Here is a 14,460-nt window from a genome sequence, read left to right as displayed (position 1 = left end):
TATACTGACGTTTGATCCATCGAAATGAACCAGAGCCGCCCGCATATCTCTTCAGATATCTGCGATGTCAAAGAGCGTGAGAGACAAAAACTAGACCGTTGCGCCCTAACTTGCGGCGCGCCCGCCCGTCTGCCTCTCGAATTCCGTTGCCTCGTCTGCGCTGGCTCAGCTTACCGCCTCGCCGCCGCCCCGTCTGGCGTCCCGATCAGCACCTCAGCGCCGCCGGTGAGGGGCTATTTACGTATTCCTCACGAGACCCGCAACCCCTTTTTTCAGATTTCGTCATAAAAAATGCACGAAGGCCGGAAATCGCCTAAAAAACAGGGCCGCGGCAGGAAGAAGACTAGCGCGCAGCGGAGCAGGGAGGAAGCGAACCGGGAGCCGACATGCGCTCCTGGGGACGCACTGGGAAGGCCGGGCCAAAAAGAGCGGACATCCCATAGGCCAAAATGACGGTTTTGCCCCACCCACAAGAGCAACGATCAAGGAAGGCACTCTGCGCCCCAAGGAACGCGCGGGAGAGTGACATCGGACCCGCACCGACGGGGGTTCTGGCGGGGGCGTAAAAACCGACCGCCTTCAGACTCCTCAGGACGCGGCAGAACCGGCACTTGGAGCAGGCCGATGATCAGCCGCGCGCGAGAACCCTGCAAGAAGAGCCACGAAAGAGCAGCCGACCGGCGCAGCCGGCCTTTTGGTGCCGCGGAGCTGACACGAGCGACCTGCGCGCCGAGCCTATAGCGGAAATAAAAAACGCCGCTTAATCCGAAGATTAAGCGGCGTTTCTATGGTGCCCAGGAGAGGACTCGAACCTCCACGGCCGTTAAGCCACTGGTACCTGAAACCAGCGCGTCTACCAATTCCGCCACCTGGGCACAGGTGGTGAGGGGGCGTTTAAATATGTCCGCAGGGAGTGTCAACGCAGTTTTTGAAGTTTCTTCAACTTCCCTTTGGCGCGCCGCTTGCCCGGCCCCCGGTGGGCCGGTATTCAAGGTCAGATAGCTCACAGCGGGAGAAGGCAGATGAGCAAGCTCGTCACAATCTACGGCGGTTCCGGCTTTGTCGGACGCTACATCGCACGGCGCATGGCAAAGCTTGGCTGGCGCGTGCGTGTCGCGGTGCGCCGCCCCAATGAAGCACTCTTCGTAAAACCCTACGGCTCGGTCGGACAGGTTGAGCCGGTGTTCTGCAATATCCGCGACGACGACTCGGTGCGCAGCGCGATGCATGGCGCGGACGCCGTGGTGAACTGCGTCGGCACCTTTGATGCCCGCGGCAAGAACAACTTTGATGCGGTGCAATCCGAGGGCGCCGGGCGCATTGCCCGGATCGCGACCGAGGAAGGCGTGCAGTCCTTCGTGCATCTATCGGCCATCGGCGCCGACAGGGAGAGCGCCAGCGCCTACGCGCGCACCAAGGCGCTTGGCGAAGAGGCAGTGCAGGCCGGCTTCCCCGGCGCGATGATCCTGCGCCCCTCGGTGGTCTTCGGCATGGAGGACAAGTTCTTCAACCGCTTCGCTGCGATGTCTCGCATGGGTCCGGTGCTGGCACTGGTTGGCGCAGAGAAGAGGTTCCAGCCGGTTTATGTCGACAATGTCGCCGAGGCGGCTGAAAAAGGCGCGACCGGCGCGGCTGCGCCCGGCATCTACGAACTGGGTGGTCCTGAGGTGAAAAGCTTCCGCGCCTTCATCCAGGAAATGCTGAGCGTGATCCGCCGCCGCAAGATGCTGGTGAACCTGCCCTACGGGCTCGCCTCGGTGATCGGAGGCGTGTCGGAATTTGTCCAGCGCATCACCGGCGGGCTGTTCACCGCGCCGATCACCCGCGATCAGGTGATCATGTTGCGCAACGACAATGTTGTGTCGGAGGGCGCCAAGGGGCTCGCCGATTTGGGCATCAGCCCGGTCGCGCCCGAGGCCGTGCTGCCAGATTACCTGTGGCGGTTTCGTCCCGGCGGGCAATACGACGCCATCAAAGAATCGGCCGCCAGCCTGCGGACCGAATGAGAACAGAGCCGGCCTCAGGGCCGGCTTTTTCTTTGGGTGTCGTCTCTTCACACCTGAGAGCGAACCAGCATGCAAAACAGGAGATCGCGATGACCGAGCTTCCCCAGACAGGCAGCTGCCGCTGCGGCGCGCTGCAGGTCGAGGTGACCAAACCGCCGATGATGACCGCCGCCTGCCACTGCCGCGGTTGTCAGAAGATGAGCGCGAGCGCCTTCTCCCTGACCATGATGGTGCCGGGTGACGGCTTTCGGGTGGTCTCCGGCACAGCCGTAAAAGGTGGGATAAAGGGCCCCGACCTCGACCATTATATGTGCGGCGAATGCCAAGGCTGGGTGTTCACCCGGATCGCCGGGGTCGAGAATTTCGTGAATCTGCGCCCGACGATGTTCGACGTCCCGCAGTGGTGCACACCGTTCATTGAGACGATGACCGTGGATCGCCTTGAATGGGCGAAGACTCCGGCGGCGCATCACTACCGGAATTTCCCGCCCGAAGCGGACTTTCCGATGCTGCTCGACGCCTACGCGAAAACGCGCGGCTAAGCTCAAAACCCAAAAGCGGCGCGTGGGAGACCCACGCGCCGCTTTGCGTTTTGTTCATCCTCGGCTCAGAGCGCCAGTGGGGATCAGAAGTCGAGGTTCTCCACGCTCAGGGCGTTTTGCTGGATGAAGTCGCGCCGCGGCTCCACCACATCGCCCATCAGCTTGGTGAAAAGATCGTCGGCTTCGGCCATATCGTCGACCTTCACCTGCAGCAGCGTGCGGGCATCGGGATCCAACGTCGTCTCCCAAAGCTGGCCGGGGTTCATCTCGCCCAGACCCTTGTAGCGCTGCAGCGATAGGCCCTTTTCGCCTTCCTCGAGAATCGCCTCGAGCAGGCCAAGCGGGCCATAGATCCCCTGACGGCGATCCTTACGCTCCAGCGTCGCCGGGGTCTGATAAACCGCCTGCAGCGCGTCGGTGAAACTGCCGGTGCGGCGCGACTCGCCCGAACGGAGCATCGGGCCATCCAGCGTGCGGACCTCTTCAACCCCGCGCAGAATACGCGCGAGCCTGATGCCACGGTCCTGAGTGATCCGGCCCTGCCATCCCTTCTCGTACTCCAGTGCGATCAGGTCGAGACGCTGCGCCACCTTGTCAGCCACGCCCTGCAGGTCGTTCTCGACCGCGCCGGGGACAAAGGCGCCGGCGATCGCCGCCTGTTCGAGGATGTGACGCGGGTAGTGGGTCGGGAAGGCATCCAGTACGCGCTTGAGCTGCCGCGCTTCCTCGATCACCCGCACCAGATCCTGCCCGGCGATCACCTCACCGTTGCCGGTGGTCAGATGCGCGCCGTCGACACCCTGATTGATCAGATATTCATCGAGCGCGTTCTGGTCCTTCACATAGACCTCGGACTTGCCGCGGGTCACCTTATAGAGGGGCGGCTGCGCGATATAGAGATAGCCGCCTTCGATCAGCTCCGGCATCTGCCGGTAGAAGAAGGTCAGCAGCAGCGTCCGGATGTGCGCACCGTCGACGTCGGCGTCGGTCATCAGAATGATCTTGTGATACCGCAGCTTGTCGATGTTGAACTCGTCGCGGCCGATGCCGGTGCCGAGCGCCATCACGAGGTTGCCGATCTCTTGGCTGCCAAGCATCCGGTCGAAACGCGCGCGCTCGACGTTGAGGATTTTACCCTTCAGCGGCAGGATCGCCTGCGTGCCCCGGTCGCGCCCGGTTTGCGCCGAGCCGCCCGCCGAGTCACCCTCGACGATGAACAGTTCGGTCTTCGACGGGTCCTTCTCGGAGCAGTCCTTGAGCTTGCCGGCCAGATAGTTCACGTCCATCGCGGTTTTGCGGCGGGTCAGCTCGCGCGCCTTGCGCGCCGCCTCGCGGGCCAGCGCCGCCTCGACGATTTTGCCGACGATCTGCTTGGCCTCGTTGGGGTTCTCCTCGAACCACTCGGCGAGGCGTTCGTTCATCATGCCTTCGACGGCCGGACGCACCTCGGAGGAGACCAGCTTGTCCTTGGTCTGCGAACTGAACTTCGGGTCGGGCACTTTCACCGACAGCACGCAGGTTAGACCCTCGCGGGCGTCGTCGCCGGTGAAAGAGACCTTCTCCTTCTTGGCGATGCCCGAGGACTGCGCATAGCTGTTGATCGTCCGGGTCAGCGCGCCGCGGAAGCCCGCGACGTGGGTGCCGCCGTCGCGCTGCGGGATGTTGTTGGTGAAGGGCAGCACGTTTTCGTGGTAGCTGTCGTTCCACCACATGGCGATCTCGACGCCGATGCCGTCCTTCTCGCCGGTCATATAGATCGGCTCTGGCATCACCGGCTGCTTGGAGCGGTCGAGATATTTCACGAACTCCTTCACGCCGCCTTCATAGTGAAGCTCGGTGTGCAGCGGCTCGGCGGGGCGCTCGTCTTCAAGGATGATGCGCACGCCCGAGTTCAGGAAGGCCAGCTCGCGCAGGCGCTTCTCCAGCGTCTCGAAGCTGTAGTCGAGATTGCTGAACGTGTCGGTGGAGGCAAGGAAGCGCACCTCGGTGCCCTGCTCGCCCTCGGCGTCGCCGACCACGCGCAGATGCTCGACCGTCTCGCCGTGACTGAACTTGGCGTAGTGTTCCTTGCCGTTGCGCCAGATGCGCAGTTCCAGCCAGACCGACAGCGCGTTCACCACCGAAACACCCACGCCGTGCAGGCCGCCCGACACCTTGTAGGAGTTCTGGTCGAACTTCCCGCCCGCGTGCAACTGGGTCATGATGACTTCCGCCGCCGAAACACCCTCTTCTTGGTGCATGTCGACGGGAATGCCGCGTCCGTTGTCGCGCACCGACACCGAGTTGTCGGCGTGAATCTTGACCCGGACAAAATCCGCGTGGCCCGCCAGAGCCTCGTCGATGCCGTTGTCCACGACCTCATAGACCATGTGGTGCAGGCCCGAGCCGTCATCCGTGTCCCCGATATACATGCCGGGACGCTTGCGAACAGCCTCCAAACCCTTGAGAACTTTGATGGAATCCGCGCCGTATTCCTGCGGTGCGCTTGCCGGTTCGGCCATGCCGCGATCCTTCGTGATTTTTGTTGATTTTATACGGTGTTCTGCCGCGATTGTCACGCCGATGACACAAGATTTGGTGTTAAACCGCGCGGTTTTCAACCACGGATTGCCCTTGCCGCTCGGTCACCTCGAGATGCTGCGCCCGGCTCCCAAGTTCGGCAAAAAGCTCTGGGCCCGTGCCCGTCATCCAAGCCTGCGCCCCGAGCGCGCAAATCTCGTCGTAGAGCGCGGCTCGGCGGCCCGCATCAAGATGCGCCGCCACCTCATCAAGCAGCAGGATCGGCGCCGCGCCCGTTTCCGCCGCGAGCGCCCGCGCGTTGCTCAGGATGAGCGATATCAACAGCGCCTTCTGCTCACCGGTCGAGCACTCCTCTGCCGGCACGCCCTTGGCTGCGAAAACCCCGCGCAAATCGGCGCGATGCGGACCCACCAGCGTGCGACCCGCCATCAGATCGCGCGGCCGGCTCGCCTCCAGCGCCTCGCGCAATTGGCTGGCGCTGTCCGGGCAGGGGTGTTCGCCATCGATCAGGTCCAGCTCAGCCGCCGGGAACTGCGTCTCGGTCTCGGCCTGCGCCCCGGCCAGCCGCGCCAGCGCGGCGCGACGGTTGGCCTGCAGCGCCGCGCCTGCCTCGGCCATCTGCCCTTCAAGCGCGCCGTACCAGAACCCGTCACGCACTTGGTCGCGCAGCAGCCGGTTGCGCTCGCGCATCGCTTTCTCGTAGCTCAGGCTCAGCTCGGCGTGATCGGGAAAGAAGCTCAGCGTCATCCGGTCGAGAAACCGCCGCCGCCCCTCGGGGCCTTCGATCCACAGCCGATCCATCGACGGGATCAGCCAAAGCACCCGCGCCATCCGCCCCAAGTGCACCTGCGGCGCCGCCTTGCCGTCGATATGCACCTGCCGCGCCGCCCCTGCCTCCGAGCGGAAGGTGATCTCATGCAGGCCGCCGCCGGTTTGCAACAAGCCCTCGATCTTCCACCCCAGCGCCTCGGGGCGGCGCACCATTTCCTGCGCCGAGGCCCGCCGCATTCCCCGCCCCGGCGAAAACAGCGACACCGCTTCGATTAGGTTGGTCTTGCCCGCACCATTGGGGCCATGGATCGCCACGGGCCGCGCGTCGACCTCGACCGACGCATGCTGGTGCGAGCGGAAATGCGAGAGCGTGAGGCGGGTGAGATGGAGGGACATGACTCAGGCGGTAGCGCGGGGCGTTGAGATCGAAATGTGAGTATTTCCGGAAAGATGAAAGGCAGAAGCCGCGCCCCTGCCTTTCATCTTTCCGGAAATACTCATGTCGCGGCGACGCGGATCAGACCCGCATCGGCATGACGACGTAGACTGCCGACGTGTCGGTGCCTTCGCGCATCAGGGTCGGATCGCCCGAGGAGTTGAACATGAAGACAGCGTTCTCGCGGTCGACCTGACTGGCGATCTCCAGCAGGTATTTCGCGTTGAAGCCGATCTCCAGCGGCTCGTCGCCATAGGCCACGGCCAGCTCTTCCTCCGCGGCGCCGCTGTCGGGCGCGTTGACCGAGAGCACCAGCCGGTCTTCATCAAGCTGCAGCTTCACCGCGCGCGAGCGTTCGGACGAAACCGTTGCCACACGGTCCACCGCCTTGGCGAACTCGCCCGCGTCGACTTCCAGACGGCGGGTGTTGTTCATCGGGATAACGCGCGAGTAATCGGGGAAGGTGCCGTCGATGACCTTGGAGGTGAGCGTGATGTCGGGCGTGGCGAAGCGCACCTTGGTTTCCGACACCGAGACGGCGATGTCCGTGTCGTCCTCGTCGAGCAGCTTGCGCAGCTCGCCCACGGTCTTGCGCGGCACGATGACCCCGGGCATCTCTTCGGAGCCCGCCGGCAGCGGCGCGTCGATGCGCGCGAGGCGGTGGCCGTCGGTGGCCACGCAGCGCAGCACGCGGCCGTCTTCGCTGTCGGTGACATGCATGTAGACGCCGTTGAGATAGTAACGCGTCTCTTCGGTCGAGATGGCGAACTTGGACTTGTCGAACAGCCGCCGCAGCACCTCGGCCTTGGCGCTGAAGTTCGACGAATATTCCGACGACGCCATGACCGGGAAATCTTCCTTCGGCAGCGTCGCGAGGCTGAAATTCGAGCGGCCCGCGGTCACCGTCAGGCGGCCTGCGGCATTGTCTGCGGCCAGTTGAACCAGCGCACCGTCGGGCAGCTTGCGGACGATTTCGTGCAGGGTCACCGCCGAGACGGTGGTGGCGCCGGCCTGCTCGACCACCGCGGCCGCCCGGTCGAGCACCTCGATGTCGAGATCGGTCGCGCGGAAGCTGGCCGTATCGCCCTCGGCCTCGATCAGCACGTTCGCAAGGATCGGAATGGTGTTCCGGCGTTCGACCACCGATTGTGCCTGGCTGACTGCCTTGAGCAGCGTCGCCCGTTCTATGCTGACTTTCATCGCCCTGTTCCTCGGTTGGCCGGAGGGGCAGCTTGGCGCAAAACCGGAGCTACTCCAACCTGTTTTGGTGATTGATCAGATAGATTGCCCGCAGCGTCAAGGCCGCGGGGCCGCCCGAAGGCAGCCCCGTTCCGATCTGTGGTCGTGCGGTCTCAGGCTTCCAGCGCGCGGCGCAGCAGCTCGATATCGTCGGCGATCTGGCTGTCCTGCATGCGCAGTTCCTCGATCCGCTTCACGCCGTGCATGACGGTGGTGTGGTCGCGCCCGCCAAAGCGGCGGCCGATCTCGGGCAGCGAGCGTGCGGTCAACTGCTTGCACAGGTACATCGCCACCTGACGCGGGCGAGCGAAGTTGCGCACGCGCTTGGGGCCGATCAGATCGCTCAGACGGATGTTGTAGTGATCCGCCACCTTGCGCTGAATCTCCTCGATCGAGATCTTGCGGTCCGAGGCGCGCAGCACGTCGGCGAGGCAATCCTGCGTCAACTCCATGGTGATCGGCTGGCCAACCAGCGAAGCGAAGGCGAAGAGCCGCGTCAGCGCGCCTTCGAGCACGCGCACGTTGGTCGAGATGCGGTGCGCGAGAAACTCAAGGATACCGTCGTCAAGCTGCAGCGAAGGATACTGCTTGCGATAGGTGTCGACCTTCGACTGCAGGATGCCGAGACGCAGTTCGTAATCCGTCGGGTGCAGGTCGACCACGAGACCGGACTGCAGGCGCGAGCGGATACGGTTCTCGAGGTCCTTGATCTCGTCGGGCGCACGATCGGCCGAGATGACGATCTGCTTGTTCTGGTCCACCAGCGCGTTGAACGTGTGAAAGAACTCTTCCTGCGTCGAGTCCTTGCCGGCGATGAACTGTACGTCGTCGACCATCAGAACGTCGACCGAGCGGAACATCTCTTTGAAGTCCATCATCCGGCGCTCGCGCAGGGCCTGCACGAAACGATACATGAACTGCTCTGCCGACAGATACAGCACGTTCAGGTCCGGACGGCGGTTGCGCAGTTCCCAGGTGATCGCGTGCATCAGGTGCGTCTTGCCGAGGCCCACGCCGCCATAGAGGAACAGCGGGTTGAAGGTCACGGTTTCGGCCTCGGCCACGCGGCGCGCGGCGGCATGGGCCAGTTCGTTCGGCTTGCCGACGATGAAATTGTCGAAGGTGAACCGCGCATCCAGCGGCGCGCTCGGCAGCAGATCGTTGCCGCCCTGCGCCGATGCCGCAGCGCCCGATTGCGCACCGGCATAGCCATTGGCCTGCGCTTCGGCCTGCACCGATTGCACAGCCGCTTCACCGCTGTTTGCCGCGGCAGGGCTTGGGCGGCGCGTCGCCGGACGCGGCGCGTTGCTCACCCGGAATTGCAGGCGGCGCACCTGCGAATCCATGGTGGAGATCTGCGACAGCAGCAGGTCTCCGAAATTTTGCGAAACATAGGTGCCGATGAAATTCGTCGGCGCCAGGAAGACCGCCACCCCATCGGCCTCCAGTCCTTTGTATTCGAGAGGTTTGATCCAGGTTCGGTAGTTATTTTCCCCGATCGTGCTGCTCAGCCTGTCTTGCAGCGCACCCCATTGTTCCTGCGTCATGTATCCCCGCTCCGTCTCTTCACCGGTTCTTTCTGTCCCTCGGGCCACACACACAATTGCCCGACCGAGCCGATCGCAGGGATGCAAAAACTGGCCCCATGCCAAAGGCGGCATGGGCCGGGATGAGATATCTCGGTCCCTTGTGATTAGGCACGCATAACGTCCCTCCGGGATTCCCAGTATCCCGAAGCGACCCTTTCGGGTGCCCTAATCACCCATTTTACAAATGGACTGGCAGGATGAAATCACCCCGGATTCGGCGCCTGTGCAGCAGACTGCCGAAGCGACGGAAACGTTCCACGATACCTGTGGTGTTGTCCCCGATTGCCTGTCCCCCCAGCGATGTGACTCGCCTGATGAAATTACTCCTCTTCCGCGAAGAGCGGCAACCGAACTTCAAACTTGACTCAGTGGAATCCGAAAAAAGAATCTAGAGCGTCAAAATCTGGTGTGAGTCACGAAAAAAGGCACCACCAATGGCGATGCCTTTTCAATCACACACTTTTGAGGTGTGTCATTTCGGTCGGACAAAAATGCCCTTAGCCGAGCGCTTTCACGCGCGACGACAGGCGCGACATTTTGCGTGCAGCGGTGTTCTTGTGGAAGACGCCTTTGGTCACGCCGCGCATCAGCTCGGGCTGTGCGGCGCGCAGTGCGGCGGTGGCAGCGTCCTTGTCGCCCGAAGCGATTGCTTCTTCGACTTTGCGCAGGTGAGTACGGATACGCGAACGGCGTGCCTTGTTGACGGCGTAACGCTTTTCGTTCTGACGTGCGCGCTTCTTGGACTGGGGCGTGTTTGCCATGATGAAACGGTCCTTATCTGTGGCCGAAGAGCCTGAGTGTGGCTGGGCCTTGGTTGTGGCCGACGGCCTGGGTCTGAATTTCGGACGCGCAATATCCGCTAGACCCGGATCTGTCGTACCGGACCGATTCTTGCCTGAGCGGGCATCACGCGCATGTAGCCGCGGCGCTTACCCCATTTTCCGCCGCTTGCAAAGGGCATTGGCAGAAAACTTGGGGAAAGCCGCCGGAATCGGCTAGGATCGGGCTCCCGCGGGGGACCGCGGCGCGTTCTGACTGAAAGGAGGAGTCAGCCATGAACACAATACAGATCAATCAGGCGGCGCAGGCGCTCTACCGTGCCCATGGTGGCAGGGCCGAGGCCGAGGCTGCCGCGAAAGTGCGTGAGAACGAAGAAAAAGGCGATGCGGCAGAGGCCGAGACCTGGCGCGCCATTCAGGCGGCGATCCGGCAGGGGCGCGGCCCGCTGCAGGCCTGACCCGACGTCTGCGGCCCGTCCCCGCGGGGACGGGCCGCGGAATCTTCAGCGGTCGCGGAACTGCGGCGTCCGCTTCTCGAGGAAGGCAGACATGCCCTCCTTTTGATCTTCGGTGGCGAAGAGAGAATGGAACAGGCGGCGCTCGAACAGCAGCCCCTCGTCCAGCGTCGTCTCATAAGCGCGGTTGACCGCCTGTTTCGCGGCGATCGAGGCCAGCATGGATTTCTCGGCGATCTTCGCCGCGGCGCTCTGCGCTTCTTCCATCAGCTGCTTGACCGGCACGACGCGGCTCACCAGCCCCGAGCGCTCGGCTTCTTCGGCCCCCATGAAGCGGCCGGTCAGATGCATGTCCATCGCCTTGGCCTTGCCGACGAAGCGCGGCAGGCGCTGCGTGCCGCCGATGCCGGCGATGACGCCAAGGTTGATCTCAGGCTGGCCGAACTTGGCGGTTTCCGACGCGATGATGAAATCGCACATCATCGCCAGCTCGCAACCGCCACCAAGAGCGTAGCCGCTGACTGCGGCGATCACCGGCTTGCGCACCTTCGACACCGCCTTGGTGGCCGGCTCGAAGTAATCGCCGAGATACATCTCGACGAAGGATTTTTCCGACATTTCCTTGATGTCGGCCCCGGCGGCAAACGCCTTTGCCGAGCCCGTCAGGATGATGCAGCGCACCTTGTCATTGGCATCCGCCTCGGTCAGCGCCTGCACAAGCTCGCCAAGAAGCTGGCTGTTGAGCGCATTGAGGGCGTCCGGGCGGTTCAGGGTGATAGTGGCAACGTCGTCGTCTACTTCGACGAGTATCGTCTCATAGGCCATGACTTCGGGCTCCCGTCCGTTGGCATTGTCGCGCAGCCTTACCAACTTGACCCCTGCAATCAAGCTATCTTTGGCAACTCGGACAGTAGAAGGACGAGCGGCCCGACTGCACGATCCGGTGTACACTGTTTGCGCAACCGTCTGCGCGGCAGGGCTGGCCCTCGCGCCCATAGACATCAAAACTGTGCTGGAAATACCCAAGCTCGCCATCGGCTTGGCGATAATCCTTGAGCGAGGAGCCGCCCGCCGCGATGGCGTCGCTCAGCACGTGGCGGATGATCGGCACCAGCGCGGCGATGCGTTTTTCCGACAGCCTATTGACGCGGCGTGAAGGATGAATGCCGGCGCGGAACAAGGCTTCACAAACATAAATATTGCCCAAGCCTGCGACAATCTTTTGATCCAGAAGCGCCGTCTTGATCGGCATGCTGCGCCCCTTCAACGCTGCCACAAGATGGGATTCGCTGAATTCATTGCCCAGCGGTTCCGGGCCGATCGCTGCCAGCAGCGGATGCGCCTGCGCCGTCGCCGTCTCCATCAGGTCCATTGCGCCGAAACGTCGCGGGTCGTTGAAGGTCACGCGCGCCCCGTTGGCCATCTCGAACACCACGTGATCGTGCTTTTCCGGCGCCGGGTGCTCATGCACAAAGCGCCCCAGCGGATCGCCCGAGATCAGCATCCGCCCCGACATGCCAAGGTGAATCAGCAGCGTCTCGCCGGTGTCGAGATCGCCCAGAATATACTTCGACCGCCGCCGCAGCCGAAGAACGCGCGCGCCGGTCAGCCGCTCGGCCATGCGCTCGGGAAAGGGCCAGCGAAGGTCCGGACGGTTCACTTTCGCCTCGGCGATGATCTCTCCCTCCATCACCGGAGCAAGTCCGGCACGGACGGTTTCCACCTCGGGAAGTTCGGGCATCACGGATCCTTTCTACTTGGCCGCATTGCAGCGCGGCGCGCGGGCTCTATAAGGAGTCTCGGACACAGGACGGCAAGGCCCATGACCAAAGAGACCGGAAAAACCACCCATTTTGGGTTCACCGACATCCCCGAGGAAGAGAAGGCTGGCCGCGTGCGCGGGGTCTTCGGGTCGGTCGCGTCGAAATACGACGTGATGAACGACGCCATGTCCTTCGGCATCCACCGCGTCTGGAAGGATGCGATGATGGACTGGCTGGCCCCGCGCCCCGGGCAGAAACTGCTCGACGTGGCGGGCGGCACCGGCGACATCTCGTTCCGCTTCCTCAAGCGCGCGGGCTATGGCCACGCCACGGTCTGCGACCTGACCGAGCCGATGCTCGTCGAGGGGCGCAAGCGTGCTGAGGCCGCCTCCATGGCCGATGAGCTTGATTGGGTGGTGGGAGACGCCATGGCGCTGCCCTTCGCCGACAACAGTTTCGACGTCTACACCATCTCTTTCGGCATCCGGAACGTGACGCGCCCGCAAGAGGCGCTGAACGAAGCCTACCGCGTGCTGAAACCCGGCGGCCGGCTCATGGTGCTGGAATTCAGCCAGATCCCCAACGATCTGATGCAGAAGGTCTATGACCTTTATTCCTTCAACATCATTCCGCGCATGGGGCAGGCAATCGCGAACGACCGCGACAGCTATCAGTATCTCGTGGAATCGATCCGCAAATTCCCAGATCAGGACACCTTCCTCGGCATGGTGCGCGCAGCGGGCTTCGGGAACGCCAAATACCGCAACTTGAGCATGGGCATCGCCTGCCTGCACTCGGGTTGGAAGATCTGAGATGAAGGGACCGCACAATATCTGGCGGCTGGTTCGCACCGGCGCCACCTTCGAGCGTACCGGCGCGATGAGCGTGGTGCTCGACGCCATGGACGCGCCGCCGATGCTGCGCGCCGCCGCCCGCGTCATCGCGAAACCGTTCAAATGGCTCGGCTATGAAGGCGATCCGGCGATGCCGCCGGTCACCCGCGCGCTTTCGGCGCTTGGCCCGGCGTACATCAAGTTCGGGCAGGTGCTGTCGACCCGGCCCGACGTGGTTGGCGAGGAACTGGCCAACCAATTGCGCGTCCTGCAGGACAAGCTGCACCCCTTCCCGATCGAAGCCGCCAAGACGCAGATCGAAGCCGAGCTTGGCGTCGCCGTCGACGCGGTGTTTTCGGAATTCAGCCCGCCCGTTGCCGCAGCCTCCATCGCGCAGGTGCACAAGGCCCGGCTGACCGAAACCGGCGAGACCGTGGCCGTGAAGGTCCTGCGCCCGGGAATCGAGCGCGCCTTTCGCAAAGATATCGATGCGTTTTGGCTGGCCGCCGACGCGATCAACTTCCTCTCCCCGGCGTCGCGCCGTCTGCGCCCGCGCGATGTGATCGCGCATTTCGAAGGCGTGGTGAACGGCGAGCTGGACCTGCGGCTCGAAAGCGCCTCAGCCAGCGAATACGCCGCCAATACCGAGGATGACGCTGGCTTTCAGTTGCCAGAGGTGATCTGGGGCCTGTCGGGCCGCCGCGTGATGACCATGAGCTGGGCCGAAGGTGTGCCGCTCGGCGACAACGCGGCGATCGACGCCGCGGGCCACGACCGCGTGGCGCTGAGCGAGCGCGTGCTTCAGCTTTTCCTCAACCACGCGCTGCGCGACGGTTTCTTCCACGCCGACATGCATCAGGGCAACCTCAAGGTGGCCCCGAACGGCGATATCATCGCCTATGATTTCGGCATCATGGGCCATATCGACGAGTACACCCGCCGGGTCTACGCCGAGATCCTCTATGGCTTCATCCGCCGCGACTATCGCCGTGTCGCCGAAGTGCACTTCGAAGCGGGATATGTGCCTGCCGATCAGGACGTCGACGAGTTCGCCCGCGCCCTGCGCGCCGTGGGCGAGCCGATCTTCGGCATGGATTCGACCCGGATTTCCATGGGCCGGCTGCTCAACTACCTTTTCGAGGTGACCGAACGTTTCGGGATGGAGACCCGCACCGAGCTGATCCTTCTGCAGCGCACCATGGTTGTGGTCGAGGGTGTCGCCCGCTCTCTGAACCCGCATATGAATATCTGGAGCGTCGCCCGCCCCGTGGTGGAGCAATACATCAAGACCTCGATCGGCCCACGCGCTGCGCTGCGCGACTTCGCCAAGACCGCGCGGGTGATGGCGCGTTTCGGCCCCCGCCTGCCCGGCCTCGTCGAGGATGCGCTGGTGCGTCAGACGCAGGGCTTGGCCGACGAGATTGAATCGAAATGGACGCGGCGCCTCGGCTGGGGCATCGCAGGGCTGCTGACCGGCGCGGGCAGTACACTGATCTTGATGTCGATCCTCTGATTTTGCTTTGAACA

The 14,460-nt window shown here is 63.4% G+C and carries 12 protein-coding genes and 1 tRNA gene; 5 read left to right on the top strand and 8 right to left on the bottom strand.

The genetic code is table 11. From position 1 onward, the window contains the following. Positions 1-788: 788 nt before the first annotated feature. Positions 789-875 (bottom strand) — tRNA-Leu (locus ACXAJT_RS06995). 147 nt (positions 876-1,022) lie between these two features. Between ACXAJT_RS06995 and ACXAJT_RS06990 the strand changes: the two genes are divergently transcribed. Together ACXAJT_RS06990 and ACXAJT_RS06985 are read left to right on the top strand one after the other, a co-directional pair. Then, positions 1,023-2,006 carry a complex I NDUFA9 subunit family protein gene (locus ACXAJT_RS06990; protein WP_475234156.1) on the top strand — a complete coding sequence of 328 codons (984 nt, stop codon included), beginning with the start codon at positions 1,023-1,025 and terminating at the stop codon, positions 2,004-2,006. Between the two features lie 89 nt (positions 2,007-2,095). Further along, positions 2,096-2,548, top strand: coding sequence for a GFA family protein (locus ACXAJT_RS06985; protein WP_475234154.1), 453 nt, complete (start codon positions 2,096-2,098; stop codon positions 2,546-2,548). An 83-nt stretch (positions 2,549-2,631) separates the two neighbouring features. Here ACXAJT_RS06985 and gyrB read toward each other — a convergent pair whose 3' ends face one another. The 5 genes from gyrB to rpsT all read right to left on the bottom strand — a co-directional run bounded on the left by gyrB (position 2,632) and on the right by rpsT (position 9,864). Then, on the bottom strand, positions 2,632-5,049 hold the full coding sequence (gyrB, locus tag ACXAJT_RS06980) for a DNA topoisomerase (ATP-hydrolyzing) subunit B (protein WP_475234152.1): 2,418 nt from the start codon (positions 5,047-5,049) through the stop codon (positions 2,632-2,634). Between the two features lie 79 nt (positions 5,050-5,128). After that, on the bottom strand, positions 5,129-6,235 hold the full coding sequence (gene recF, locus ACXAJT_RS06975) for a DNA replication/repair protein RecF (protein WP_475234151.1): 1,107 nt from the start codon (positions 6,233-6,235) through the stop codon (positions 5,129-5,131). Positions 6,236-6,356: 121 nt separating this feature from the next. Continuing rightward, positions 6,357-7,475 carry a DNA polymerase III subunit beta gene (gene dnaN / locus ACXAJT_RS06970; RefSeq protein ID WP_475234149.1) on the bottom strand — a complete coding sequence of 373 codons (1,119 nt, stop codon included), beginning with the start codon at positions 7,473-7,475 and terminating at the stop codon, positions 6,357-6,359. A gap of 152 nt (positions 7,476-7,627) precedes the next feature. After that, a complete protein-coding gene (dnaA, locus tag ACXAJT_RS06965; protein WP_475234148.1) occupies positions 7,628-9,061 on the bottom strand; it encodes a chromosomal replication initiator protein DnaA in 1,434 nt (477 codons plus the stop codon). Positions 9,062-9,600: 539 nt separating this feature from the next. After that, the gene (gene rpsT, locus ACXAJT_RS06960; protein WP_475234146.1) at positions 9,601-9,864 is read right to left on the bottom strand and encodes a 30S ribosomal protein S20; all 264 of its coding nucleotides are present in this window, start codon (positions 9,862-9,864) and stop codon (positions 9,601-9,603) included. Positions 9,865-10,157: 293 nt separating this feature from the next. Between rpsT and ACXAJT_RS06955 the strand changes: the two genes are divergently transcribed. Then, a complete protein-coding gene (locus ACXAJT_RS06955; protein WP_475234145.1) occupies positions 10,158-10,340 on the top strand; it encodes a hypothetical protein in 183 nt (60 codons plus the stop codon). 45 nt (positions 10,341-10,385) lie between these two features. Here ACXAJT_RS06955 and ACXAJT_RS06950 read toward each other — a convergent pair whose 3' ends face one another. Both ACXAJT_RS06950 and mutM read right to left on the bottom strand, forming a co-directional pair. After that, a complete protein-coding gene (locus ACXAJT_RS06950; RefSeq protein WP_475234143.1) occupies positions 10,386-11,162 on the bottom strand; it encodes an enoyl-CoA hydratase in 777 nt (258 codons plus the stop codon). A 64-nt stretch (positions 11,163-11,226) separates the two neighbouring features. Then, positions 11,227-12,078, bottom strand: coding sequence for a bifunctional DNA-formamidopyrimidine glycosylase/DNA-(apurinic or apyrimidinic site) lyase (mutM, locus tag ACXAJT_RS06945; RefSeq protein WP_475234142.1), 852 nt, complete (start codon positions 12,076-12,078; stop codon positions 11,227-11,229). A gap of 81 nt (positions 12,079-12,159) precedes the next feature. Here mutM and ubiE point away from each other — a divergent pair, with 81 nt between their 5' ends. Both ubiE and ubiB read left to right on the top strand, forming a co-directional pair. Then, on the top strand, positions 12,160-12,912 hold the full coding sequence (gene ubiE, locus ACXAJT_RS06940) for a bifunctional demethylmenaquinone methyltransferase/2-methoxy-6-polyprenyl-1,4-benzoquinol methylase UbiE (protein ID WP_475234141.1): 753 nt from the start codon (positions 12,160-12,162) through the stop codon (positions 12,910-12,912). 1 nt (position 12,913) lies between these two features. Beyond that, positions 12,914-14,446, top strand: coding sequence for a 2-polyprenylphenol 6-hydroxylase (gene ubiB, locus ACXAJT_RS06935; RefSeq protein ID WP_475234139.1), 1,533 nt, complete (start codon positions 12,914-12,916; stop codon positions 14,444-14,446). Positions 14,447-14,460: the final 14 nt, after the last annotated feature.

This window comes from Salipiger sp. ABF4_146 (genome assembly GCF_056161345.1).
Note: the sequence above shows the minus strand (reverse complement) of the source record. Positions and strands in the feature narration are given on the sequence as shown.